General features: G+C 60.4%; 19 protein-coding genes. 3 read left to right on the top strand and 16 right to left on the bottom strand.

Annotated elements, in window-relative coordinates; all coding sequences use genetic code 11:
• Nucleotides 1-52 precede the first annotated feature (52 nt).
• Nucleotides 53-913: a LysR substrate-binding domain-containing protein gene (locus DFO46_RS23145; protein ID WP_110793940.1), complete on the top strand. Its 861-nt coding sequence runs from the start codon at nucleotides 53-55 to the stop codon at nucleotides 911-913.
• Nucleotides 914-994: 81 nt separating this feature from the next.
• Here the strand turns inward: DFO46_RS23145 and DFO46_RS23140 are convergent, their stop codons facing one another.
• From DFO46_RS23140 to DFO46_RS23095, 10 genes are all read right to left on the bottom strand, one after another.
• A complete protein-coding gene (locus DFO46_RS23140) occupies nucleotides 995-3,394 on the bottom strand; it encodes an aminotransferase class III-fold pyridoxal phosphate-dependent enzyme (protein ID WP_110793941.1) in 2,400 nt (799 codons plus the stop codon).
• A 260-nt stretch (nucleotides 3,395-3,654) separates the two neighbouring features.
• Nucleotides 3,655-4,620 carry a LysR family transcriptional regulator gene (locus DFO46_RS23135; RefSeq protein WP_205908211.1) on the bottom strand — a complete coding sequence of 322 codons (966 nt, stop codon included), beginning with the start codon at nucleotides 4,618-4,620 and terminating at the stop codon, nucleotides 3,655-3,657.
• Nucleotides 4,621-4,788: 168 nt separating this feature from the next.
• A complete protein-coding gene (locus DFO46_RS23130; protein ID WP_120279269.1) occupies nucleotides 4,789-6,456 on the bottom strand; it encodes an amidohydrolase in 1,668 nt (555 codons plus the stop codon).
• Nucleotides 6,457-6,504: 48 nt separating this feature from the next.
• Entirely contained in the window at nucleotides 6,505-6,855 is a 351-nt protein-coding gene (locus DFO46_RS23125) for a cupin domain-containing protein (RefSeq protein ID WP_120279268.1), read from the bottom strand.
• Between the two features lie 23 nt (nucleotides 6,856-6,878).
• Nucleotides 6,879-8,366: an aldehyde dehydrogenase family protein gene (locus DFO46_RS23120; protein ID WP_210210665.1), complete on the bottom strand. Its 1,488-nt coding sequence runs from the start codon at nucleotides 8,364-8,366 to the stop codon at nucleotides 6,879-6,881.
• Nucleotides 8,363-9,751 carry an FAD-dependent oxidoreductase gene (locus DFO46_RS23115; protein ID WP_120279267.1) on the bottom strand — a complete coding sequence of 463 codons (1,389 nt, stop codon included), beginning with the start codon at nucleotides 9,749-9,751 and terminating at the stop codon, nucleotides 8,363-8,365. The genes DFO46_RS23120 and DFO46_RS23115 overlap by 4 nt, the downstream gene beginning before the upstream one ends.
• Nucleotides 9,748-10,542, bottom strand: coding sequence for an ABC transporter permease (locus tag DFO46_RS23110; RefSeq protein ID WP_110793945.1), 795 nt, complete (start codon nucleotides 10,540-10,542; stop codon nucleotides 9,748-9,750). The genes DFO46_RS23115 and DFO46_RS23110 overlap by 4 nt, the downstream gene beginning before the upstream one ends.
• Nucleotides 10,539-11,393, bottom strand: a complete 855-nt coding sequence (locus DFO46_RS23105; RefSeq protein ID WP_110793946.1) for an ABC transporter permease — start codon at nucleotides 11,391-11,393, stop codon at nucleotides 10,539-10,541. The genes DFO46_RS23110 and DFO46_RS23105 overlap by 4 nt, the downstream gene beginning before the upstream one ends.
• Entirely contained in the window at nucleotides 11,390-12,436 is a 1,047-nt protein-coding gene (locus tag DFO46_RS23100; RefSeq protein ID WP_120279266.1) for an ABC transporter ATP-binding protein, read from the bottom strand. The genes DFO46_RS23105 and DFO46_RS23100 overlap by 4 nt, the downstream gene beginning before the upstream one ends.
• A gap of 70 nt (nucleotides 12,437-12,506) precedes the next feature.
• On the bottom strand, nucleotides 12,507-13,610 hold the full coding sequence (locus tag DFO46_RS23095) for an ABC transporter substrate-binding protein (RefSeq protein ID WP_110793948.1): 1,104 nt from the start codon (nucleotides 13,608-13,610) through the stop codon (nucleotides 12,507-12,509).
• Between the two features lie 157 nt (nucleotides 13,611-13,767).
• Here DFO46_RS23095 and speB point away from each other — a divergent pair, with 157 nt between their 5' ends.
• Complete coding sequence (gene speB / locus DFO46_RS23090) at nucleotides 13,768-14,823, top strand: agmatinase (RefSeq protein ID WP_120279265.1); 1,056 nt, start codon at nucleotides 13,768-13,770, stop codon at nucleotides 14,821-14,823.
• A 152-nt stretch (nucleotides 14,824-14,975) separates the two neighbouring features.
• On the opposite strand, the gene DFO46_RS23085 is transcribed toward speB, so the two are convergent.
• The 4 genes from DFO46_RS23085 to DFO46_RS23070 all read right to left on the bottom strand — a co-directional run bounded on the left by DFO46_RS23085 (nucleotide 14,976) and on the right by DFO46_RS23070 (nucleotide 21,901).
• On the bottom strand, nucleotides 14,976-17,147 hold the full coding sequence (locus DFO46_RS23085) for a methyl-accepting chemotaxis protein (RefSeq protein ID WP_183042015.1): 2,172 nt from the start codon (nucleotides 17,145-17,147) through the stop codon (nucleotides 14,976-14,978).
• Between the two features lie 302 nt (nucleotides 17,148-17,449).
• Complete coding sequence (locus tag DFO46_RS23080; protein WP_120279263.1) at nucleotides 17,450-17,998, bottom strand: GNAT family protein; 549 nt, start codon at nucleotides 17,996-17,998, stop codon at nucleotides 17,450-17,452.
• A gap of 148 nt (nucleotides 17,999-18,146) precedes the next feature.
• Nucleotides 18,147-19,007 (bottom strand): SDR family NAD(P)-dependent oxidoreductase, encoded by an 861-nt coding sequence (locus DFO46_RS23075; RefSeq protein WP_120279262.1) that lies wholly within the window; start codon nucleotides 19,005-19,007, stop codon nucleotides 18,147-18,149.
• The gene (locus tag DFO46_RS23070; protein WP_120279261.1) at nucleotides 19,004-21,901 is read right to left on the bottom strand and encodes an amino acid permease; all 2,898 of its coding nucleotides are present in this window, start codon (nucleotides 21,899-21,901) and stop codon (nucleotides 19,004-19,006) included. Before DFO46_RS23070 ends, DFO46_RS23075 begins: the two co-directional genes overlap by 4 nt.
• Before the next feature lie 126 nt (nucleotides 21,902-22,027).
• Here DFO46_RS23070 and DFO46_RS23065 point away from each other — a divergent pair, with 126 nt between their 5' ends.
• A complete protein-coding gene (locus tag DFO46_RS23065) occupies nucleotides 22,028-22,699 on the top strand; it encodes a TetR/AcrR family transcriptional regulator (protein ID WP_147412795.1) in 672 nt (223 codons plus the stop codon).
• Nucleotides 22,700-22,766: 67 nt separating this feature from the next.
• Here DFO46_RS23065 and DFO46_RS23060 read toward each other — a convergent pair whose 3' ends face one another.
• Both DFO46_RS23060 and DFO46_RS23055 read right to left on the bottom strand, forming a co-directional pair.
• Nucleotides 22,767-23,510 (bottom strand): GntR family transcriptional regulator, encoded by a 744-nt coding sequence (locus DFO46_RS23060; protein ID WP_147412794.1) that lies wholly within the window; start codon nucleotides 23,508-23,510, stop codon nucleotides 22,767-22,769.
• Nucleotides 23,511-23,754: 244 nt separating this feature from the next.
• On the bottom strand, nucleotides 23,755-24,708 hold the full coding sequence (locus tag DFO46_RS23055) for an ABC transporter substrate-binding protein (RefSeq protein ID WP_110793956.1): 954 nt from the start codon (nucleotides 24,706-24,708) through the stop codon (nucleotides 23,755-23,757).
• Nucleotides 24,709-24,711 lie beyond the last annotated feature (3 nt).

The raw sequence follows: 24,711 nt of genomic DNA, 5'->3' as shown, positions 1-24,711 counted from the left end.
TTAGTTATTGTGAATTCCGATGCAAGAGATAACAGTCATCGGATATCGTGATATGCTTGATCTCGTTCACTTGCGCAGCTTTGTATCGATCTCGCAGCTCGGCAGCTTCACCGCCGCCAGTCAGAAGCTGGGCTTGGGGCAGTCCACCGTCAGTCAACACCTGCAACGGTTGGAAGCCGCCATCGGACGCCGACTTCTGGATCGTGACACCCACGGCGTCCAGCTCACTGCCGATGGGGAAGCCCTGCTTCCTCATGCCCGGCAGTTGCTCTCGCTCGAACGACAGACATCATCCCTGTTTGAAGCCGCTCGGCCGAGTGGCCGGTTGCGGCTCGGCATCTCGGAAGATCTTGTCTCGGGACAGCTGCCGGTCCTCCTTCAGGATTTCATCGCGGACTATCCGGCCGTGGAACTGCATCTGACCGTCGCCCTGTCGAAGGATCTGGCAGACATGCAGGACAAAGGGGAACTGGATCTGGTCTTTGCCAAGAGGAGGCTGGGAGACCGACGTGGCGAGGTCATTTTGCGGGAGCCGCTAGTCTGGCTGGCCGCGGATCCCGACGCCATTCTTGCCAATCCCGTGCTGCCCCTCATCGTGTTTCCACCCCCGAGTCTGACGCGGACCTTGTTGATGGAGGCGCTTGAACGCACTGGTCATCCATGGCGCATTGTCTGCTCCTGCCAGAGCCTGAGCGGCCTGACAGCTGCAGCGCGGGCCGGCATGGGAGTTCTGGTGCAACCGCGCAACCTCGCACCACCGGGGCTGCGCGAGTTACCGCCATCGGCCCTGCCGACGATCGAGGATGTGGAATTCATTCTCGTGGCGGCCCCAAGTGCGGATCGCAACACGATCGCAGCCTTCACCCGTCTCGTGCGCGACCGCGTGACAAACGGTCTGACGCCCTCCCGCTGATGCCGAGGTCGGCGCCCCGAGACGGGACCGCCCCCTTCATGCGCTTGGGAAACGAAGATTGGACGACTCGGACGGAGCCGGTCAGAGATCCGCAGGCACCTCTTTCAGCGCGATGTCCAGCGCTTCCAGGCATCGTTCCCCGTCAGCCAGGCTGAAGACCAGAGGAGGCCGGATCTTGATGATATTGCCGAACGGACCTGTCGACGACACCAGAACGCCGAGAGCCTTCATCCGCTCGCGCACCCAGCGCGCGGCAAGTTTCGCTGGCGCTCTTGTCTCGCGATCAGTCACCAGTTCGACACCGAGGAAGAGGCCCCGTCCCTGAATATGCCCGATGATCTCGTGGCGCTCCATCAGGGCTCGCAGGCCACTCATCAGGAACGAACCGCTTCGGGCGGCATTCCCCTGCAGGTCTTCGCCGACAAGAACGTCAAGGCAGGCATTTCCGACCACCGCTGAAACCGTGTTGCCACCAAAGGTGTTGAAGTAGCCCGTATGTTTCTGCAGGCGCTCGGCGATATCACGCCGCGTTGCAAGCGCTGCAATCGGATGTCCATTGCCCATCGGCTTCCCCATCGTGACGATGTCGGGCTCCACGCCAAAGGCCTGGAAGCCCCACATATGCGTCCCAGATCGGCCAAAGCCCATCTGGACCTCGTCCGCGATCGTCAGAGCCCCGGCACGCTTCGCCGCCTGATAGGCAAGCGGCAGATAGTCTTGCGGCGGCACGAGCGCACCGTTGGCGTCGAAGATGGAATCAATCAGGAGCCCAGCCATGCCAAAGCCCTGCTCGGACAGTCGCGACGCGGCTTCATCGACATGGGCGGCGTATTTCTGGCCCGCATCCCGTACGTCTTCGCGGTAAAGTCCGCGATACAGATTGGGCGGCGGCAGGGTTTCCACCCAGCTTGGCTTGTCCTCGATGTTATAGTCGATCAACGACAGCGGCGTCACGACCGTGGTGTTGCCGTGATAGCTGTTCTCGGTGATGACGATCCCTTCGCGCCCCGTCGATGCGCGCGCCAGACGAACGGCAAGATCGTTGGCCTCGGATCCTGTGCACACGAAGAACCAGGTATCGAGATGGTCGGGCAACGTCGCCCCAAGCCGTTCTCCGAGCCGCACGATCTCCGAATGCAGATAGCGCGAATTGGTGTTGAGCGTGCTGGCCTGCCGGGCGAGCGCCTCGACGACATAGGGATGGCAGTGACCGACATTCGCGACATTGTTGTAACAGTCGAGATACTCCTTGCCCGTCGCATCATAGACCTTGCAACCCAGCCCGCGCACAAGCTCCACCGGCTCGTTGTAAAACGTATAGGTCTTGCCCATCACCGCCTCGCGACGCTTGAGGAGCGCAGGCGTCGGCTGGGCACCGGCGACGACATCAACCTTCACGGACGGTACGACCGACGGCATCATGCCCGCTGAGAATTCGGCATCGGACATGGTTTCGAAGCGATGGATGGCCTCGATGTAGAGAGACTGCAACTCGCCAAGCTTGGACTCCGGCGGTTCGTCGAGGCCGGACTGGTGCGAGACGAGTGACACCTGAAGCAGGAGCCGGGCGAGAACCAGAGACCTCAAGATTTCGAGATCGGCCGTCTCCAGCGGCATATAGCGCTGATATCCACGCACGAGGCAGCGCGCCGCATGGACGGGATCATTCGACCAGTGAACGAGGGACGCAACGGTGACGGCGAGATCCTGAACCACCGGGCCGAAGATCATGTCGCCGAAATCGATGATCCCGTCGATACGGAATTCCGGGTCGAGCGTCACGAGAACATTGGATTCATGGAAGTCGTGATAGATCACCTGCGCCCGAAGCTTCGGCAGGCGCTCGGAAAGCACCGTCGAAAGATGAGGCAGAAAGCGTTCCGCAAACGGCCGGAGCGAGGCGGGTAAGGCCCGGCGCAACGGTTCGGAGAAAAGCAAGCCGTTTGCCAGATCCCAGGGCATGTTGCCGGGCGCGCCGGCACTGCGGAAGCCCTGAAGGGCGCGGGCGAGACGTCCACTGACCTCTCCCAGCAACATGAGTTCCCCAGCATCGAGAACCGTCCCGGATGCACTCAGTTGGTCTAGCAGGGTCTTGCCCGCAACAAAGGAAAGAACCCGCATCGTGTGTGCACGTCCGAGTTCATCGGATACCGTGGAGAACGCCTGACCATCGAGCGTCCGACGCAAGCGCGGGACCGGCACGTGAGGATCCACACGGCGGATGTGTTCGAGCGCTTCCGTCTGGAAGACGAGACTGTCTTGCGGCTCGTTCAGCGACGCCACTTTGACAACGAACTCCGCACCGGCATCTGTGATGAGGCGAAAGTTCTGTTCCCGCTCGCCGCCCAACCGGCGCCATGTCCCGACCAAACCATAAACGGCAGCAACCCGTTCTTCGATAACCTGGACAGGCAGATTGGGCGCCAGGATACTTCCGAGCATCGCTTCGGTGGCTTCACGTGTCGGAATGATGAGCGTCATCAGTCGAACCCTTCGCTGTCTAGTAAACTCGATGCCGCAGCCGAAGCCACCGCCGATCTCCCGGAAGCAGTCCGAGAGGTTCTCGTCGCTTGATCCAGGCCATAAGGCGTTGTCTCACGCCCCCCAAAGCCTACACATTAGGAATGCTCCGAGTTCACTTCGGCGAATTTCAAAGTTTCAGCACTCCACCCCTTCTGGATCGGGGTTGATCGAACGGAAAGCACTTCGGATGGCAGCGCGCGCAAGCTCGAAGATCGAGGTCAAGAGGCCGTGGGAACGGGGAGCAACCGCGCCGGACCATCCTTCACGGTGCGGCTGATGATGTCGATGAATGTCTTCAAGATCGGCCTGCTCTTCCAGTCGTCGAGCGTCGCAAGCTGAAATTTGGCCTTGTAGGAAAAGAGGTTGGGCCGGATCAGGCGCATGCGACCCGCCTTCACGAAGGAGGCGGCATAGTGATCGGGAAGATATCCGAGATAGGCACCCGACAGGATGAGATAGGCCTCCGCCTCCATATTGGAGACGGTGGCGTGCGGATTGGCGATGGCGAAGATCTTGATGTCGCGCGCTGCCCAATAGCTGCGCCCGATGATGCGGTAGGTGCGAACCTCGTCGATACCGATCTGATCATCAGGGGTGGAGAACAGAGGATGCCCGGCACCGCAGTAGAAGTTCTGGGTTTCTTCGTAAAGATCGAAGTAAGTGAGCCCCAACGCCATCCGGGGAAAACTGCCGACTGCGAGATCGAGCTTGCGCGCGACGACATCCCTGAGCAATTCACCCGGCGAACGGGTCTCCACGACCAGTTGCAGCGAGGGGGCCGCCTCAGACAAGGCGGAGATGGTCGACGCGATCGGCGAAGCCGGATCCGTGATCGTATTGTCGACAAGCCCGAGGGACAGGCTCCCGCTGAGATTGGAGCGCAACCCGGCAACCTTTCGCCGGAACTGGTCCAGCGAACCGAACAGCCTCTGGCATTCTTCGAACACCAGACGCCCGACCTCGGTCAGCTGAAATCCGCCGCGTCCACGTTTGCAGAGCGTGACGCCCAGACGCTGCTCGAGCGCCGAGACTTTCTCCGAGATCGTCGACAGGGAAAGGTTCAATTCAGCCTGTGCCGCTGAGAGACCGCCCGCCTCCACGACCTTGATGAATATCCGGATGAGACGGATGTCCATGTTGTCGACGGAGATCAGATTGCGCGTGGCGCTCTCGGTCTTCTGCATCTTGGCTGCTTCCCGTAAAAGTCGGCCCGTCTCGGTTCCACACAGTGGAACTATTTGACCAACAACGATATTCCCCGGGTCAATATTAGGCAAGCGATCCCTCGACAATCGCCGCGGGATCGCTTGACCACAGCAGATCGGCAACGCGGTCAGATCCGCGCGACAAGGTCAGGCTTCGTAGGTAATCCGGCCGCCGCAAATCGTATGCCGCGGTGTCACGCCGACGATTGCCTCCGGGTCCAGAGCCTCGAGATCCGCGTTCCAGATCACGATGTCTGCGACATAGCCCGACTTCAGCTGACCTTTCCAGCTTTCCGCAAATTCGGCATAGGCGCCTCGCACCGTATAGGCATCGAGAGCCTCCATCAGGGTCTGACGGTTGTCGGGAAGGTCGTCGCGCCACGGCTTGCGTGTCATGGCGGAATGGATCGACAGCATCGGAGACACGGGCGATACCGGCCAGTCTGTCGAAAAGATCATGTCGATGCCGGCATCACGGATCGCTCGCCATGCGTAGGAGCGAACCCAGTTGTCCACGCCGATGCGCGACAAGGTCGGCTCAAGTGGCAAGCCGCACTGACCGGGCGGCACGGTCGGCTGCATCGAAGCAATGACCTTCAGATCCGCCATCCGGGTCAGATCGCCCCAGCGCACCACTTCGATATGTTCGATGCGGTGGCGGCTGTCGCGAGGGCCACTCGCGGCACGTGCCGCCCCATAGCCATCCAGGACGCTCGATACCGCGCCGTCACCGATCGCATGCACGGCGATCTGCAGACCACGTTTGTCCGCCTCGATGCAGATCCGGTCGAAGGTCGCCTGGTCGATGCGCGCTTCGCCCTTCCAGCCCGGCCGGTCGGCATAGTCGTCGTACATCAGCGCCGTGTGGGAATCGAGCACGCCATCCATGAACACTTTCACAGTGCCGGAATTCAGCCACTCCCCCTGGAACTCGGCATGCCACGCAGCCGCCTTGTCCATCTGCTCGACGATATCGCCGCTGACGTAATGCAGCGGCACCCGGCCACGGCAGATCAGGTCGCCTTCAGCCTGGATCTCAGAGAGCAGTTCCAGCTGGTAGCGATTGCCGTCCATATTCTGGAAGCTGGTGATGCCATTGGCCGCCAGATGCTGGAGACCACGCTTCAGGAGGGCGCGATCATAGGCGCGGTCCGCCGCCGTCACATTTGCCGGTTCATCGCCCGTGCTCAGACCCAGGAGGTCGCGGCCAGCATTGGCGCCAAGTGCGATGACATCATCAAACGCATAGTGCTCGCGCAATTCACCTTGGGCCAGCCCATCCTCGCCGATGACGATCTCATTGCCAGGTGGCAGCTTGCGGCCCTCGAGGAGGCCAGCCTTGGTGAGCGCGATGGTGTTGGCCCAGACCGTGTGGTGGTCCGGCGACATCAGAGCAAGGGGACGGTCCGCCAGGATCGAATCGAGCACGTGCCTGTCGATGGGGCGCCCCTCACCGAGGATCGTATAGTCACAGGTATTGGCCATCAGCAACGGCTCGGACGGTCGCGATTCGGCATAACCAAGGATGGCGGCCTTCATCGCCTCATATCCCTTGACCTCGAACAGAGACAGCTGGTCGAGTTCGGCAGATGCACCGAAGAGATGGATGTGACTCTCGTTGATGCCGGGCGTGACGCTGGCACCCGCCGCATCGATCACACGCGTCTCACCGGTCCTGTAGCCGGAGATCTCGCTGTTGCTGCCGACGGCGAGGATCCGCCCGCCGGCGATTGCCAGCGCTTCCGCCTGCGGCTGTGCCGGATCCATCGAGATGATCCGGCCGTTGATGATGATCAGGTCCGCTGACACTGCCATGGGTATTCCCTCTTCCAAGGCGTCCCGTCTCCGACGCCCTATTTCTTGTTATTCGACGGTGAAATAGTATTTCCGGCAGGTGTCAGTCACCTCGAAGCGACCGCTGAAGCCCTTGCGCATGACGTAGCTGTCGCCGGCACCGAATGTGGCAGGTGCGCCACCGTCGGGCGTGATAACAACCCGCCCTGCGAGGATGTGGGCCATCTCGTTGAAGGGGTAGTTGTCCATCCGCTCGGCATAAGGCGTCGCCTCCCAGATACCGCAGGTCTGCGACCCCTCGAAGAAGATCACCGTACCCTGTTCTGTAGGGGCTGCGGTCAGCAGGCTCTCGGCGGGCACGACGCTACAGGCTGCAAGGCCGTCCGGTCCGTCCGAGGTCAGGGCGATGAGTTTGGACATGGGTGTTTCCTTTCTGCGAGGAGTCAGCTTGCGCGTGTCACATGTTTGACAGCGCGATAGGAGGAGAGCCCCCAGGGCCCCAACTCGCGACCGATCCCACTCGCCTTGAAACCACCCCAGGCGGTGTTGGGGAAAATGATCTGCGCGGAGTTGACCCAGACGTGACCTGCATCAAGCCGGCTTGCCACGGCATTTGCAGCCTCCGGATCGGTGCCGACCACGGTCGCCGCCAATCCGAATTCCGTGTCGTTGGCGATGGCGATGGCTTCGTCGACGCTGGCAAAACTTCTAAGCGCCAAAACCGGTCCAAAAATCTCGTCACGCCAGACCGGGTGATCGGATGGCACGTCGCGGTAGATCGTCGGCTCGATGAAGAAACCGTCGCGACCCTCCACGACACGACCGCCCGCGAGGCACTCGAGGCCCGACGCCCGCGCCGCCTCCAGCGTGTCCCTGACCTTGGCATATTGTGGGAAGGTGGTGAGAGGACCCATCTCGGCATCCGGCGTCTCGTGACCGCCGACCTTCAGCCCCGCAGCCTTCTCGACGAGAGCCTCGGTGAAGCGCGCAGCGATCTTCTCCGAAACTAGCAGGCGGGAGGTGGCGGAGCACATCTGGCCGCAATTGAAGAAGATGCCGGCAGCGGCAATTTCGACAGCCTGCGCGATGTCCGCATCTTCCAGGATGACGATCGGCGATTTGCCGCCGAGTTCCAGGGAGACGGGCACGACACGCTGTGCCGCGGCAGCCATAACCCGTGAGCCAGTGGCATTGGACCCTGTAAACGAAATCTTGCGGAAGCGGCGGTCGGCGCAGAGCGCCGTTCCGATCGCCCCGGCGCCTGGGAGAATATTGAGCACACCTGCCGGCAGGCCGGCTTCGATGGCGATATCGCCATAGACAAGTTCGGTCAGTGTCGTGAATTCCGACGGCTTGAGGACCGCCGTGCAGCCTGCTGCAAGCGCTGGAGCAAGCTTCCATGCCGTAGTCACCATCGGGAAATTCCACGGGACGATCAGCGCGACGGGACCGAGCGGCTCGAAATAGGTGGCGCCCTCCAAGCCGTCCATCGGCAGTTCGACCGATTGCCCCTGCTGGCCATCCAGACCTTCGGCGAGATCGCCATAATAGTCGAAGGTCGCGACCGCATCATCGACATCGATCTCGGCTTCGAAGCGGGGCTTGCCACTGTTGAGCATCTGCAGCGCCACAAGGTCGGCCTTCCGCGTCCGGAGCCCCTCGGCGATTGCCCTCAGATATGTTGCCCGCGCTTTTCCGCTCGTGCGGCGCCAGCTATCGAAGGCCCGCGTAGCGGCAGCGGCCGCAGCGTCAACCTGCGCGACAGAGGCCGGCCGAAACGCGGCAAAGGCCTTGCCTGTCGACGGGTCGATGACCTCGATCGCAGCACTCTCGCCTGCGTCGACCCAACGTCCTCCAATGAAGACGGTCTGGGCGCGGTCCAGCAGAGCGGCAGGAACCTCCATGTATGGCGGGCGGATGAATGTCGTCATAGCGGGAACCCCATTTTGTGGACCATGTTTATCCAGAGTTTGCGCCAGCCACCCTTCTGGTCGACCTCGTCAAGCGCGTACATCGTCGTCTTCGCCCCGATCCATCGGAATGGTTCCGGCGGAATCCAGTTCGGCAGCGTGCGGGCGAAGTCGAGCTCGAGATCGGGGTTGGTTTTCCCATCCAGAATGTCGAGGCCGATCGAGGCGCCGAAGCGCGTCGTGGTGACGCCGAAGCCGGAATAGCCCCCGGCATAGAGCCCCTTCCCGCCGTAATAACGTTGAAAATGCACCGCCAGACGCATCGTCAGGTCAATGGGTCCGGACCAGGCATGGGTGAACTTCACATCGGCGAGTTGCGGGAACGTGTTGAAGAAATAGCCAGCCAGGCGCTCGTAGGTTTCGATCTTGCGATCGCCCGCAGGGTCCGTATTGTTGTTGAAGTAATACCCAACACGCCCGCCGAAGATGATCCGGTTGTCGCGCGTGAGCCGCATATAGTTCAGCTGCGTGCGCGTATCGTAGATGCCCTGGCGGTTCTTCCAACCGAGCCGGGAAAGCTGCTCCGCAGTCAGAGGTTCTGTCGCCAGAACACGATCGCGAACCGACACGATGCGGGTTTTGATCTTCTTGTGACCCGCATTCCAGGCATTGGTGGCAAACAGGACGCGAGGCGCCTTGATGCGGCCGCCATGGGTCACGATCGTCAGCGTCCCGCCATCATCCTCCACACCGGTCATCGGCGTATGCTCGTAGATACGGACACCGAGGCTGAGCGCTACGCGCTTGAGGCCCCAGGCGAGTTTCGCCGGATGCACCGTGCCGCTGCGTTCCTTCGACCACATCGCGCCATCGAACAACGGCGAGGCCACTTCCGCCTGAACCTCGTCACGGTTGAGCAGGACGACATTGTGTCCGTAGCGCTGTGCAAGCTGGAATTCCTCTTGCAGTTCGTCCAGACCACCCGCTCCAACGGCAACCGTCATTTCGCCGGACCATTCGACATCGGCGTCGATGCCATGGTCATCAAGCGTCTTCGACCATCCATCGAGATTCACCTTCCCGAGCCGTTCCAGCGCCGCCAGATCCTGGGGAAAGATCCGGTTGGCATTGGACAGTCCGTGCATGACGGACGTCGACACGATCCCACCCGGCCGACCGGAAGCGCCATGACCGACCTTGCCGGCTTCGATGATGGCAACATCCCGCCCCGGATTGGCCTGCTTGGCCAGGATCGCGGCCCAAAGACCGGTAAAGCCTCCGCCAACAATGACGAGATCGGCATCAGCACGGCCAACCAGATGTTGTTCACTGGCAGGAGCCAGCGGATTGTCGAGCCAAAACGGATAGAGCGTGGCCTCTGCCAGCGCGCTGCGCACAGTAGTCATTTGGAATGGGCCCCGAGCAATTTGGGAAGGTCGCTGAAACGAGCGACGAGCGAGAAGATGACGACGGTGACGAAGACGAAGAAGACCGAAGCGGACGCCATGACGGGCGTGTAGCCGTAGCGCAGCGAATTGAAGATCTTCATCGGAAGGGTTTCGATAACGGCACCCACCGTCATATAGGCCACGAGATACTCGTTGAGCGACACGACGAAAGCGAAGGCAAAACCCGAGATCAGGTACGGCCGCACAAGCGGCAGCACGATGGTCGTGAGGATCGTGCGATTGTCCGCGCCCATCGTCGCAGCCGCTTCAGGCAGGCTCGCTTCCAGCGAACTGAAACCGAGCGTTAGCGACACGAGTGGAAGCGACACGAGGAAAATCCCGTGACTGATCACCACCGTCCAGCTTTGTCCGTAAAAGCCGGATTGCGTCCAGAAAGACAGGAAACCCATCGCGGTGATCACGGGCGGAAGGAGGAAGGGCATCAGGCCGACCGCGATGATCACCTTCACGATGCCCATGCGGTAGCGCCAGTTGAACCAGGCCAGGGGAAAGGCGATCATGACGGCGAAGGCTGCGGACAACAGCGCGATCAGGCTGCTGTTGAACAGGGCGGCCGACCAGTCTGGTGTTCTGAAGAGATCGAGATACCAACCCAGGTTGAAGCCCTGCGGTGGAAAGGTCAGCGACTTCTTCGCGTTGACCGAGACACCGAGGACGACGATGAACGGTGCGGCCATGACGATGGCGAGCACCGAGAAGAACACGCGGCGCAGCAGAACCTGACTCATTGTGCACGCTCCTTGCGACCGAAGAGGACAACGGCACCGACAATCAGCAATGTCACGATGACCAGGAAGACCGAGAGAGCTGCCGCAAAGGGAATGTTCGACTGCACCAGCGCCTGATCGCTGATCGCCACGGAAAGCGTCCAGTGCTGCGGTCGCCCAAGGATCTGTGGCATCAGATACGTGCCGAGCGTGAACACCATGATCATCAGGAAGGTCGTGATGATGGTGTTGCGCTGCATGGGCAGGACGACGGCGAAAAAGGTCCGCAGCGGCGACGTTCCCAGTGTGCGGGCCGCTTCTTCGATATGCGGATCGACGCGTGACAGGATCGGATAAAGGACGAGGACCGCATAGGGAAAGGCGGTATAGACAACCCCGGCGACGAGAGCGGCCAGTCCCGGTGCATAGGATGCGGGCGTCTCAAGCAGCCCCAGATATACCAGCAGATTGCTGATACCCGCAGTGCGCGACAGGATGGTCGACCAGGCAAAGCCGATGATCGACTCCGACAATGAGAGGATCGAAAGCAGGAAGATCAGCCAGCAGACCTGTGTGGATCGTGGCGCATTGACCAGAAGATAGGAGAAGGGAAAGGCGATCAGGATCGAGATGACCGCAACGCCCAGAGCAAGTCCGAAGGACGCCCCGAGAAGACGCGCAAAAAACGGGCTGAACAGACGCTCATAATTCGCGACGGTCACCACGTTCTCGACGAGGCCACCACCCGCGTTCTTGTAAAACGAGATAAGCAGCATCGATCCGAAAGGTACCACAAAGAAGAGCACCAGAAGCGCCGCCGGGACCAGAAGCGGAAGATATCCCGAAACGGATGAGGGTTTCGCGACGTTCATGCTCCCCCCAGGACGACACAGGCGGAACTGGGAACGTGCACATGGACTTCCTGCCCGAGAGACAGCCGAGCATCCTGCCGTGAGGGAAGCGAGACGATCAGGTCCTTGGCAAGACCATCAACGGCAACACTGACCTCGATGGACGAACCCAGATGGCGCGTAAACGCGATCCGGCCGACCACGCTGCTGTCGCAGGGCACCTCGCGAAGCTCCAGATCCTCGGGGCGCACGGAGAATGTGATCTTTCCCGAAGCCGGCGCTTGCGGCATGGCAACGACCCCACCTGGGACGCTCACACGTCCCGGTGTTGCAACACGCCCCTCGATGAGGTTTGCCACTCCGATGAAGTCGGCCACGAAAGCATTTGCAGGATTGCGGTAGATCTCCAGGGGAGGAGCCACCTGCTGGATGACGCCACCCGACATGACGACGACGACATCGGCCGTCGTCATGGCTTCCTTCTGGTCATGCGTAACCAGGAAAGTCGTGATGCCCAGTTCCTGTTGCAGGCGCTTCAACTCAACCTGCATCGCTTCGCGCAGTTTGGCGTCGAGCGCAGACATCGGTTCATCAAGCAGGAACAGCTTCGGCTTCAGGGCAAGCGCTCGCGCAATGGCGATGCGCTGGCGCTGACCACCGGACAACTGCGTGATGGCGCGGTCGGCAACGCCCGGCAGATGCACGAGCTTCAGGAGCCGCTCCACCTCGGCCTTCTGCACCTCTTTCGAAACACCGCGGATGCGTAGCGGATAGGCAATATTCTCGCCCACCGTCAGATGGGGAAACAGGGCCAGCGATTGAAACACCATTCCGAAGTCCCGCAAATGGGCAGGCACTTCGGTGATGTTTCGATCATCGAGGATGACATGCCCTGCGGTGGCGTCTTCCAGACCCGCTATAATCCGCAGCAGCGTGGACTTGCCACAGCCGGATGGGCCCAGCAGACAAACGAACTGGCCGTTGTCGACCTTGAGCGAAATGTCGCTGAGCGCATGGACCGGGCCATAGGCCTTGTTGAGATTTTGGATCGCCAATCCGGACATGTCTTTGCCTCCAGGCATTGGAGGCGGGCGTTCGGCCCGCCTCGCGATCATTGGAAAACGAGCGGGCGGATCAGCCCTGCTGCATCTCGCTCCAGACCTGGTTGATGAAGTCCGTCTTCAACGCCTGCATTTCGTAATGCGGCGTGATCGGATCGATCGTCGAGGAGACTGCGTTGAACTCCTCATCGGTCAGATCCATCAGCGACCGGTCGACGATCGGCGCGCTTCCGAGGGTGCGGGCGAGCTTGGCCTGGGTCGACGGCTGAGACATGTAATCGATATAGACGTGCGCCAGATCCAACGATGAAGCCGCAGCCTTCGTCACGGCCCAGGAGCCATAGTCGTAGATGCCGCCTTCGACCGGCATGGTCGAACGAACGGGGAAGCCATCCTTGATCGCAATGCTCGTCACGTCGTGGAAATATTGCCCCATCGGGATCTCGCCCGACTTCAGTGCCTGCTCGAACTGCGCTTCGTCGCGGTACCAGAGACGAACGTTTGGCTTCAGCTCCGCGACCTTTGCAGCAGCTTCGCGGATCCCGTCATCCGTATCGAGATGGTTGATGCCACCGAAATAGCATTTTGCAGCAACTTCGAGCAGATAGGAGTTTCCGACATTCGCGAGCAGCCCGAGGCTGTCCTTGTATTTCGGGTCCCAGATGTCCTTCCAGGATGTCGGCGCCTCCTTGTAGACGTCGGTGTTCGAGACGAGGGTGATGTACCAGCTGGTCGCCCCGACACTCACGACTTCGCCGGCGCTGTTGGTATGCACCAGGCTCGGCTTGACGTTCTTGAGGTTCGGCAACTTCTTCGGATCGAGCGGCGCCCAGAGACCGGAATTCGTCCCGCGGATGACAGGAACGCCAGCCATCATCGAGACATCGACGGGCGCAGAACCGGCCTTGCCAGCCTGCTCCAGCTGCACCAGCCATACTTCGCCGGTCGGCTCCGCAACGCTTTCGATTTCAATGCCGGTTTCAGCGGTAAAGTCCGGAAAGATCGATGCATCGAAGGTGTCTTTAAAGTAACCACCATAGAGGCCGACGCGAAGCTTCTTCTCCTGCGCCCTCGCAATATAGGGAAAACCACCCGTCGCAGCCAGGGCGCCGAGGGTTGAAAGCCCCGCCAGAACATGGCGGCGCGGCATGGACATGTTGATGACCTTATCGCTCATGGAGATCCCCTTTGAATTTTTGTATCCATTCCAAGCAGGGTCGGCGATTGATCATTGGAAGTACATCAGATTCACGCGCCCATCATTTCGGAAAAATCAGAAGTAAGGCCCGCGCGGGGACCTCTATTGTCGTTGCAGATTCCAAGGAGACCAAGTCATGACGGACCAGCAACATCTGAAGGCCCTGCGCGAGAAATACGGTAATGCTGCCGGCGGTGACATTTTCGATCCGCATTTCCGAAAGGTGGCCGAAGCCCAGTTCACGGGCGGCGACAAACGCAAATGGCCTTTCGCCGGGATTCCGACCCTTCTCGATGCGCCTGCGATGCCGGACGCAGCCGCGCTGGACGATTTCGGCGGGCTTGATATCGCACTCGTCGGCGTGCCCATGGATTTGGGTGTCACCAACCGGAACGGCAGCCGCTTCGGACCACGTGCGATCCGCAGCGTTGAACGGATCGGCCCCTACGATCACGTTCTGCGCGTCTCTCCGCAGACCAAGGCAAAGGTTGCCGATATCGGCGACGTGCCGATGCAGAGCCGTTACGATCTGGCTCGATGCCATGCGGATATCGAGGCTTTCTACCATCGCCTCATCGGTGCCGGTGTTCGCCCGTTGAGCGTGGGCGGCGATCACTCGATCACCTCATCCATCCTGAAGGCGGTTGGTGCGAAGGAACCGGTCGGTCTCATCCACATCGACGCCCATTGCGACACTGCCGGCCCTTACGAAGGGACGAAGTTCCAACACGGCGGCCCCTTCAGACTGGCGGTGCTCGACGGCGTTCTCGACCCGAAGCGCACCATCCAGATCGGCATCCGCGGCCCGGCCGAATATCTCTGGGAGTTTTCCTATGAAAGCGGCATGACCGTCGTGCATGCCGAAGAGGTGAGCGAAAACAGCCTCCCGCGCATCATCGAAAAGGCGCGCCAGATCGTCGGAGACGGCCCGACCTACATCTCCTTCGATATCGACAGTGTTGATCCGGGTTTTGCGCCGGGAACCGGAACACCCGAAGTGGGCGGCCTGCAGCCGCGCGAGGTGCTGCAGATCCTGCGCGGTCTGTCCGGCCTGAACATCATCGGTGGCGATGTCGTGGAAGTCGCACCGCAATACGATCCGACCAGCAACACGGCGCAGATCGCAGCCCAGGTGCTGCATACGATCCTGTGCCTGATGGTGGATCAGGAGACGGACGCCGGAAAGGCATAAACGCCAGACCGGAAAGCCCGTCGTGCCGGTGTGCAATTCTGTCGACACCGGGGACTTGGACGACTGGCTGAATTCATTGGACGGAAGAGGGAGTTAGCTCCCCCGAAGAAGCGGAAGGAGAGATCGTCTCCTTCCGCTTTTTTTGTCTGACCTCAGGCGGCCTTGCTGATCTGGCCACGTCCGACGACGAAGCGCGAGATCATTTGGCTGAGGGTGTTTGCCTCGCCGTTCAGCACGGCCGAAGCCGCAGTCGTTTCTTCGACCATGGCCGCATTCTGCTGCGTTGCCTGGTCCATGTGGTTCACGGCGGTGTTGATCTCCCGCAGGCCGGACGCCTGTTCGCCGGTGGCGCGCGAAATCTGTTGCATCAGCGAGTCGATCGCCTGCACCTGTTCCGCGATCCGATCGAGGGACTCGCCGGTTTCCGCGACGAGCGTAACGCCCTGGCCGACCTGATCGTTCGAGGCGGAGATGAGCGCCTTGATTTCCCGTGCGGCCTGGGCCGAGCGCTGGGCAAGTTCCCGGACTTCCTGAGCCACGACCGCAAAGCCCTTGCCAGCCTCACCCGCACGGGCTGCCTCGACCCCCGCATTGAGCGCCAGAAGGTTGGTCTGGAAGGCGATCTCGTCGATCACGCCGATGATCTGGCTGACCTTGCGCGAGCTGTCCTCGATACCCTCCATCGCGGAGATGGCCTTCTGGACGACCTCCCCGGAGCGTTCTGCCTCGGTGCAGGCCGTCTTGACCTTGCTGGCGGCCAGTTGGGCATTGCCGGCACTTTCGTTGAGCTTGTCGGCGATCTCGCCGAGCGCTGCCGTCGTTTCTTCGAGGCTGGCGGCCTGCTGTTCGGTGCGCTTGGACAGGTGGTCGGAACTGCGGCTGATCTCGCGGGTTCCGGCATTGAGCGTATCGACAGTCACATTGAGGCGCAGGACCGTGTTTTCGAGGCTATCGACCGCAGAATTGTAGTGATCGCGCAGTTCTGCATAGGAGCCCGGGAATTCTTCCGAGATCCGGTGAGAAAGATTGCCGTCCGCGAGCTGCTGAAGTCCCTTTCCGAGCGCCATCACAACCTTGCGCTGGGTTTCCGTGACCGCATGGCGCTCCGCCTCGGTCTGGCTGCGCTGTTCTTCCGCAGCAAGGCGCTGCCGCTCGGCCACGGCCTCGATGCTGCGGCCTTCGGCCAGCTGATTGCGGAAGCTATCGAGCGACGTTGCAAGAGCGCCCACTTCGTCCTTGCGGTCCTGCCCTCCCACCGGCTGTTCGTAATCGCCACGGGAAAGGCGTGAGACCTCTTTCAGCAGGGCGCCAATGGGTTTCTGGATGAACATGCGCACGGCGGCCAGAAGAGAGATGATCACGGCGGCCATGATGACCAGACCACCGGCAATCAGGATCAGCGTCTGCTGGTTGACGATGGCGGATACCACGGCAACAGGAACGTCCTCGACGATCATCCAGCGTGTATTCAAGCCTGGCAGATCGAAAGGCATGACGACGCGGAACACCGGTTCCTGGTCCACCCCGATCACATTCTTGAGGATGACGGTCTCACCCTTCAACGCCGCAGCCTTCACGGCCGCATCACCTTCGAATTCATAGGGCTTCATGATTTCGCCCTTGTCGGGGGCGGTAAGCCAGAGCCCCTGGCCGGTCTGGAGATAGACACGTCCGACACCGAAGGGACGCTGATCTTTCAGGGCGGCGGAAAGTGTGTCGAGGCCAACGTCGACACCGAGTACACCACGGAGCTTTTCAGCGCTGATGACCGGATAAACGATGCTCATCATCAGCATGCCGCCGGCTTCATCCTCGACATAGGGCTCCGTCGCAACACCCGCACGGGTCGACGAGGGCAAGGAGAAATAACCTTCTTCACGATTGATGACTTCCGGAACGAGCAGCTCGAGGCCATTCGCGCCACGTGTCCAGTATGGCGTGAATTCGCCACTGCCGTTGACGCCAGTTGCCGTGGCCGGTGCAGCCTTCTTGCCATCGAAGCCATTCACGTCTTCCAGCATCCAGGAGCCGAAGACCAGATCGAATTTCTCGATCAGCGCAGGCAGCATTTCGGTCACGCCGGCCCTGTCGACCTCGGTCCGTTCAACGACGGAAGCCATCGCCTTGACGGAACCCGCCAGATTGTTCAGCTGCGATGCAACCCCGGCAGCCGTTGCCTTGGCATCCGTGCGGGCTTGGTCGAGCGTCATCGAAACAGTGCGTTCGCGAACCTGATAAATGACGGCTACGAAGGTCACTGCCAGACACAGCAAGATGGCGGTTGCGCTAACGCTGAGCAGCTTGAATGCGAGAGTCCTGGTCATGATCGGTCCTTGATCCCTATCCGCAACGACCTTTCCCAGAAGAAATGGCCGATGATTTCCCCGCAAATCTGACAGCAGGTCCATAAAATATTGCTAATTTTTACAGTGCGGAGGTAAACGACCGTCGAATAAGATGAAAATCTGCCCGTCCCGCACCGGTCATGTCGATGCGCTCAACGCAAGCGGGCAAGGCAGCATGATACCCAACCATCGAGCTTGGCCGCGCCGCCCTTTGGTTCACACCGCCTTTGGATCGAAGTGCCGGAAGCTTGGTCCAATTGGCGTCGGGACCATTCGGGTTTTCACCGCCCGGAAGCGAAGGGCAAAGCCTCCCATTCCTTCCGCAAGATCGCATATTGCATGGTATTTTCGTAGATCGGCAGACCATCATCGCCGTTTCTGAAGGACACGAACTCCACGAACAGCCCTTCCCGGCGCATATGCATTCTTTCGCACAGCCGCTGCGATGGGAGATTGTCGTCCTCAACATAGGCGTACAGCCGGCGCGCGCCCTTGACTTGAAACAGATAGGCGAAGAGGGCGTGCACGGCTTCCGAGGCAAGACCTGAGCCGCCAAAGTCTGGATTGAAATTCCACCCCACGGAATAGGTGTCCTCCTCCGCGATGGCGAAGAGGTCGCCTACGAGCCGGTCCGTCTCATTGAGGCAGACGGCGACATATTCGTCGCTCGTGCTTCGCTTTTCAGCCTCCGCCTTCGCTTCGTCCATGTTTTCAAGCTTCAGCGACAGAAAACAACTGACTTTCGGATCCCGCAGATAGTCAAAGAGATCGCCTGCATCGTCGGACCGGAAATTTCTCAAAACCAGGCGGGACGTCTTGAGAATTTCCATCAGGTACACTCCTCTATGCCGCGACACGAATGCGAAATCGGCGGCACCATGGTTCGATGATGCGCGCCTGCAGAAGCTGCCAAAATGGTGACAGCCCGCGGCTCGGATGGATAGGCCTTGGCGCCGGCTGCCACCAATCACAACGGCTTTACTGGCTGGCCTTGGTTCCTCCATCGGAAGGCGCCGCCCCGATCTTGGCAAGGTAGCGCTTGTGACCCACGATCCCCTTCTTGAGGAAGATCGGCAGAAGGCGTGGCAGGATCCACGGAATGCATCCGAAGATCCGCGACAACACCCCGTCTCCGTACGGCAGGTAATATTCGAGACGTCCCTCGCGAACCGCCCGGATGGCGAGATCGGCCACCTGTTCTGCGGACAGCGGATCGGAGACGAAGTTCAGGGGAGAACCTCCGCTTTGGGCCTCCATGCGCAGCATCGGGGTATCAACGCCGGAGGGGAAGATGCTCGACACGCGAATGCCCCGGCTGCGCACTTCGAGCGACAGCGAACTGGAGAAACCGCGCAACCCGAACTTGCCTGCGGTGTAGACCGTGCTGTCGGCCAGCGGCAGGATTCCCGCCATGGATACGATGTTGACCACGGAGCCACCGGCCGGAACGGCTGGCAGGAAATGGTGCAGCACCCGGAGCGGCCCGAGCAGATTGATCTGAACCTGAAGGTCGATATCCTGCTCCTGAAGACTGAGGAACGGGCCAGGCTTGATGAGGCCGGCATTGTTGACGATGACGTCGACCCGCCGCGTCATGGCTTGGACAGTCGCTGCGGCAGCGGCCACAGACGCGGAATCGGTCAGGTCGCAGACGATGCCGGTGGTCGCGCCGCCGAGCTTTTGCCGTGCCGCATCAAGCCCGTCTGCATTGATGTCGAGCATCAGCACATGGAAGCCCGCATCGAGCAGACGCCGGGTCAGCGGCTGGCCAATTCCGCCGGCAGCACCCGTCACGAGAGCGAACTTGCCTTTGCCGTTGAGGATCTTGCGCGTGCTCATTGACCAGCCTCCAGCGTGCTGTGTTGTTTGTCTGCGGATTGGACAGTGAACGTCTTCTGCGATCCACGTTGTCGGTGAACTCCGTCCTCGGGGCGCCTCAGATCCGCGTAGGACCCGTCATCGAGATCCGGCCAGCCGAGCTTGCGACGGAATTCGGCCATCAGGCGCTTATAGGTGTCGGTGTGGACGTAGTTGGCGTGACGCGGCGAGTCGATGTAGACCTTGCCGCCGCGCAGATCCGGAAAGTGCGTCCGGCGTTGCTCATCGAGCCAGGCCCGAGCCACATTGGTCTCTGTCGCATGCACGTCGGCGATAATCAGTTGCGCCATTTCGTCGAAGCGGCGGTAGGCGGCATCGGCAAATTCGGTGAAACCCAGGACATACAGACCCCGCTCCGACCGGTGGATGACATTCATGTAGAGCTGCGGTCGACCATCCTTCCATTCGAACATCGCCGGATCGAAGAATGGCATCTTGTACTCGTATCCCGTCGCCAGCATGATCAGGTCGACCTCTTCTTCCGAGCCGTCCTTGAAGATGACCGAGTTTCCGCGCAGCTCCTTGATATCGGGCTTGGCGATCAAATCCCCATGTCCGAGATAATGCAGGATCTGCGTGTTCATGATCGGATGGCTGGACAGCGCATCGTGATCGGGTTTCGGCAGCCCGAGACGTGTAAGATCGCCATTCAGGGTATCGAGCATCTTGCCGACATCTGTCGACACCGCCACGCCCTTTGGTGGCAGAACCTGCCCACTCATCAGGACGTCGGTCGGAATGCCGAACAGATGTTTTGGAACGAAGCGATAGCCTCGGCGCACGCTGAAGAAGGCCTTGTCTGCGAACTTCGCCGCATCGCAGGCGATATCGACGCCGGAATTGCCGGCGCCCACGACAAGCACGCGCTTGCCCGTGAACTCCTCGGGCTTCATGTACGAAACCGAATGGCGGATCTCGCCTTTGAAGCTATCGGCGCCCGGTATCCTCGGAATGGAAGCATGCCAGGTAACCCCTGGGCAGGCCACCACCCCCGCATAGGTGCGGATCTCACCGGTGGAAAGCATGACCTTCCACTTCCCATCCACGGGCACAGCGGAAACGACCTCCACGTTGAAGGTGATGTAGTCGTAGAGACCGAAGGCGCGGGCGAAGGACCGGATATAGTCCAGGATCTGCTTATAGGAGGGGTAGTCCGGAAAATGATCCGGCATCGGAAACCCGTAGAAATAGGAGGTCCATTTCGAAGAAATGAAATGCGCGCTTTCATAGATCGGCGTTCCCGGATTCTGGGGATCCCAGAGCCCGCCAACATCCGAGTGGCGCTCGAAGCAGTCGAAGGGCACGCCCTCCTTGATGAAGGCCCGTGCCATGACCAATCCCGACGGTCCGGCACCGATGATGCAGTAGTGGTTTTCGTAATTGGTCTCGACGGCAAGACGCTCGGAAACCGGTCGATACTGGGCGCCGGCGATCTGGGCATAGACATTCGGACGGTTGATCTTCAGCCACCGCGCATAGACGAGGGCAAAGAGAGAGAGCGGCAGGAAGACCCAGGGCAGACCATTGATCAGCGGATTGTCGCTGCCGGTCAGCTTTTGATAGCTGTTGACGACGAGCACAAGGCACACCGTCAGTCCCAGCGCGCCGATTGTCGGCAACACGCGTGTCGTGACACGGTTTCCACGTTTCGCCTTGACGAAGAAACCAACCACCGCCAGCGAGCATGCAATCTGCATCGCCAGGATGCCGATCGTACCCAGACCGATCATCGAGGACGCAATCCCGAGATAGGGTGATACGCCGTACATTCCGAGCCCGAAGACGACGATCAACTGCAGAGACGTCATGAAGACGCTGGCGACATGCGGCGAGTGAAAGTTCGGGTGAAAATTCGCAAGCGCGCTTGGAAGAAGGTGGTCGCTGGCCAGCGCAAAAAGATAGCGGCTGGCGGCGTTGTGGACCGCGAGAAAGCTTGCCAGCATGCTGGCAACGAGCAGCAGCCCCATGACGGCCGTCAGCACCTCGCCGCCATAGCGATTGGACAAGGCAAAGAGCAGATTGCCGGATTCGCGAGCCGCCAGAGGCTGAACCTCGTTTGTCCCGATCGAACCGATGATGATCCAGACGGAGACCATGTAGAAGGCGACCACCACCGCGAGCGAGATATAGGTGGCGACCGGAATGGAACGCCGCGGGTTCTTGGTCTCCTCGCCATAGAGAGCTGCGGCTTCAAAACCGAGGAAGGATACGATTACGAAGGGGATGATTGCACCGATCGACGGATTAAACACCTGGCTTGCCGACCAGACGTCGAGCGGCAGGGCCGAAAGGCCGAGCTTCGATAGAACCAGAACATCGAAGACCAGCAGAACCGAGAACTCGGCAATCATGAAATAGGTGAGAACCCGCGCCGACAGATCTAGGGAGCGGTAACCGAGGAAAGCAACGGTGAGAATGCCGAAGGCGGCACATCCCATCCATGGCAGTTCGTAACCGAGTTCCTTGGTCAAAAGCGAGGTGAAATAGCCGAAGGCGGCGGCCATGCCGAGCGAATAGGCGCAGTAAGCCAGCGCTGCGGCATAAGCCGCAATGACGCCGGCCGGCCGGCCGAGCCCCTGCCCCACTTGAGTATAGAAGGCGCCTTTGCTGACGATCTCGCGGCTGAGCGCCGTGTAGCCGAAGGCAAAACACAGAAGCGTCAGCCCCACAAGAACGAAACCTGCAGGCATGGAGAGACCCGCACCCGTTTCAAAGGCCAGCGGCGTATTCCCGATCATCGCGGCAAGCGGAGCGGCAGCCGCGATGACGAGCACGATGACGCCTGCCGTTGTCAGCGCGCGTTTCTTCGATTGGCCAGCCGGATAGGTGGCCGAGTTTCGGCGATTTAAATCCATCTATGAGTTCCCCTGCTGCAGTCGATTATCGTGACGACCGTCATTTCAAACTCGAGCATTGATCGAGTTTGCAAAGCTGTCAATATCGAGCGATGCTCGAATTTCAAAAAAACAGGATTCGACCGAGTGGATGACGTGAACCAGCAACAGGAGATAGCGAGCGAAGACCGCCTGAACATGCGGAGTGCGGGGCTGCAAAACCGCAGCCGTGAACGTGTGGAGCAGATCCTGGCGGCAGCAGAAGCCCTCGTTGTCGAAACGGGTATCGAAGGATTGAAGATGCGCGAACTCGCCCGACGCGCCGGGCTTCCGATCGCATCGCTCTACCACTACTTTCCGTCGAGCAGCAGCATCGTGCGCGCGATGGCCATCCGCCACCTGGATGACGTGCGGGCTGTGCTGGGCAGAGAACTCGAAAAGGTCGTCGATCCCTCGATGCCGATCGACCGGCGCGCTTACACAGCCGACAGCCTGGTGCGCACCGTGCTCGACCACCTGCTGCGCACGCCGGCATCGGCAACGATCTGGGACAGTCTGAGATCAAGCCCGGAGCTGCGCCAGCTGGACATGGAAGATACCGCCACGAACGCCCGGGCGCTGGAGCCCTATCTGCGCTGGGTCGCCCCCGACCTACGCGAAGAGCGGATCCCCATGCTGATGATGGTCATCCTCGAAGCCCTGCAGGCAAACGTCATCGTCATCATGCATTCCCCCACGGACATGCATGCAAGGCTGATCGACGCTCTTGCCGATATGCTGACCGCAACGCTGAAAGGCCTGCAGACCATGGAGGCATAAGCGGCAGAGACATCAGGCCTGGCTCAGGCCCATCGGATGCACTGAAGGAAACAGGGCGAGCAGGGCCTTATTCCTGGACCGACACCTCGTTGTCATCGTCGGCGCGCTGTGACTTGCGCCTTCGCCCCCTTGTCGGAGCAGGTGTCCGGTCCATGTCCATCAGGAGGTTCATCGCCCGTTCAGCATAACTCAAGGCCGCGACAAGGGCGTCTTCGGCCGACTGCAGATCCTTGGCTCGGAGTGCAAGAAGAACTGCAAGGAGATGGGCATGGATCTTGCCGACAAAGATCGGCGCTTCGAAAATGGCGTTGGAGGGTGGAGCGACATTGACCCAGACATATTCGATCATCTCGATGAGCGCGCTCGAACCTCCAATCCGGTAGAGCTCCATCAGGATCGCATTGAAGCGCTGGGCGTAACCGGTCGTGTGCCCTTCATCGATTGCGCGCTGGATGTCCTCGGCCTCGGAGATCAACTTGTCCAGCTGCGGCGCGGTGATGCTCTTGAAAGCCTTTTCCAGCGCAAGCGTCTCAAGCCGAACAGTGATTTCGAAGAATTCGGAGAAGCGTCGCTGCGAGATGATCGGAACGCGTGCAGACCGGTTCTCTTCGACGGTCAACGCACCTTCATCCCCCAATCGCTTGAGAGCCAGACGCACCGGCATGGGGCTCACGCCGAACTCCGCCGCCAGATTTCTGATCTTCAGCGTGTAGCCCGCAGGCCAACGACATTCCATAAGATCCTTGCGGATGGAGTTGTACACCCGATCCGCGATCGTCTCTTTCCCCACCAGAGGCTGACTTTGCTTCATCCCGTCCCGTTCCGAATTTTCACGGCGTGACAGCGAAAGCACAATCTTCACGCCGCTTCAATGGAAAGCGAATGGATTGGCCTCGTCGGGCACAAGCTTCGCGCGGAATCGGCGACAGGAAAGTCGTTGCGGAGGGGTTGCCGGCCCCCTCCGCAGTTGCGCAGCACGAATTACGCGTCGCGATGTACCAGACAATGTGAACAGGCCCCTGGAGATGAGGAAACCTGCGGTGCAAGACTCAAGATCAGTTGATCCAGCCCGCCCAGACGGACTCGTTCTTCGCCACCCAATCGGACGCGACAGCATCGGCAGCCTGGCCATCGACTTCTTGAAGCTTGATGGCCGCCGCCACCTCGTCGGTGTTGAGCGACAGCTTCTTCATGATTTCGGTCGCGTAGGGTTCCTTCGTCTCAAAGCCTTTGTTCACCAGCTTGAAGACAGAGCCCTCGGGCGGCGCACAATCGCGGGTGGCGTCCGGATTTGAACCCCAGGCTGGATCATCGTAACACGCCTGCTCGAAGGCCGGCAGTTCGATGAACGAGCCCGTATCGCTCCCGTAAAGCCAGTGAGGAACAAAGCCGTAGCCGATCACCGGCACCTTCTTCTGGATGTCGCCCTGCATGGTCGCGATCATCGTGCCGAGCGAACCCGGCGGCGTGACATGGATATCGAGCTTGAGCGCCTGGGCCGTTTCGACCGGTCCGATGATATCTGCGGGTACCCCGAGAAAATTGATCTTGCCTGCGGTCTCGGGTGTGGAAAGAGCCTTGACGCAATCAGGCTTGGTCAAGGCTTCCCAGTTCGGCAAGCCCGGGCAGAGGTCAGCCACATAGCTGGGATACCAAAGCCCTTCCTTGACGCGCACGCCCACCTCACCGAGCTTTTCGACCTCGCCGGAGGCCAGCGCCTTGTCGATCTGTTCCTTCACGGAGCTCCACGCGGCCGGTGACGCATCGATGTCGCCGAACTCAAGCGCCGTGAAGTGCGCGCTGTAGTCCGTCTTCACATATTCCACTTGGTAACCGGCCTTGGACAACACCTGCCCAAGAACATTGGTTATGAAGTCAGCATCCGGAATGTTAAAGACCGCGAGCCGGACAGGATCATCCGATTGCGGCTTGCCGGCAGCGAAGGCCGAAGCCGGAACCACCGTGAGGGCTGTCAGGCCCACCAGTGTCAAAAGTCTCTTGGCACTCATGCG

It is taken from the genome of Rhizobium sp. AG855, assembly GCF_003610655.1.
Lineage (GTDB): Bacteria > Pseudomonadota > Alphaproteobacteria > Rhizobiales > Rhizobiaceae > Allorhizobium > Allorhizobium wuzhouense.
Note: the sequence above shows the minus strand (reverse complement) of the source record. Positions and strands in the feature narration are given on the sequence as shown.

Coding starts and splice junctions, on each gene's coding strand:
- DFO46_RS23145 (WP_110793940.1), top strand. CDS start 53: ATGCTTGATCTCGTTCACTTGCGCAGCTTTGTATCGATCTCGCAGCTC.
- DFO46_RS23140 (WP_110793941.1), bottom strand. CDS start 3,394: ATGACGCTCATCATTCCGACACGTGAAGCCACCGAAGCGATGCTCGGA.
- DFO46_RS23135 (WP_205908211.1), bottom strand. CDS start 4,620: ATGCAGAAGACCGAGAGCGCCACGCGCAATCTGATCTCCGTCGACAAC.
- DFO46_RS23130 (WP_120279269.1), bottom strand. CDS start 6,456: ATGGCAGTGTCAGCGGACCTGATCATCATCAACGGCCGGATCATCTCG.
- DFO46_RS23125 (WP_120279268.1), bottom strand. CDS start 6,855: ATGTCCAAACTCATCGCCCTGACCTCGGACGGACCGGACGGCCTTGCA.
- DFO46_RS23120 (WP_210210665.1), bottom strand. CDS start 8,366: ATGACGACATTCATCCGCCCGCCATACATGGAGGTTCCTGCCGCTCTG.
- DFO46_RS23115 (WP_120279267.1), bottom strand. CDS start 9,751: ATGACTACTGTGCGCAGCGCGCTGGCAGAGGCCACGCTCTATCCGTTT.
- DFO46_RS23110 (WP_110793945.1), bottom strand. CDS start 10,542: ATGAGTCAGGTTCTGCTGCGCCGCGTGTTCTTCTCGGTGCTCGCCATC.
- DFO46_RS23105 (WP_110793946.1), bottom strand. CDS start 11,393: ATGAACGTCGCGAAACCCTCATCCGTTTCGGGATATCTTCCGCTTCTG.
- DFO46_RS23100 (WP_120279266.1), bottom strand. CDS start 12,436: ATGTCCGGATTGGCGATCCAAAATCTCAACAAGGCCTATGGCCCGGTC.
- DFO46_RS23095 (WP_110793948.1), bottom strand. CDS start 13,610: ATGAGCGATAAGGTCATCAACATGTCCATGCCGCGCCGCCATGTTCTG.
- speB (WP_120279265.1), top strand. CDS start 13,768: ATGACGGACCAGCAACATCTGAAGGCCCTGCGCGAGAAATACGGTAAT.
- DFO46_RS23085 (WP_183042015.1), bottom strand. CDS start 17,147: ATGACCAGGACTCTCGCATTCAAGCTGCTCAGCGTTAGCGCAACCGCC.
- DFO46_RS23080 (WP_120279263.1), bottom strand. CDS start 17,998: ATGGAAATTCTCAAGACGTCCCGCCTGGTTTTGAGAAATTTCCGGTCC.
- DFO46_RS23075 (WP_120279262.1), bottom strand. CDS start 19,007: ATGAGCACGCGCAAGATCCTCAACGGCAAAGGCAAGTTCGCTCTCGTG.
- DFO46_RS23070 (WP_120279261.1), bottom strand. CDS start 21,901: ATGGATTTAAATCGCCGAAACTCGGCCACCTATCCGGCTGGCCAATCG.
- DFO46_RS23060 (WP_147412794.1), bottom strand. CDS start 23,510: ATGAAGCAAAGTCAGCCTCTGGTGGGGAAAGAGACGATCGCGGATCGG.
- DFO46_RS23055 (WP_110793956.1), bottom strand. CDS start 24,708: ATGAGTGCCAAGAGACTTTTGACACTGGTGGGCCTGACAGCCCTCACG.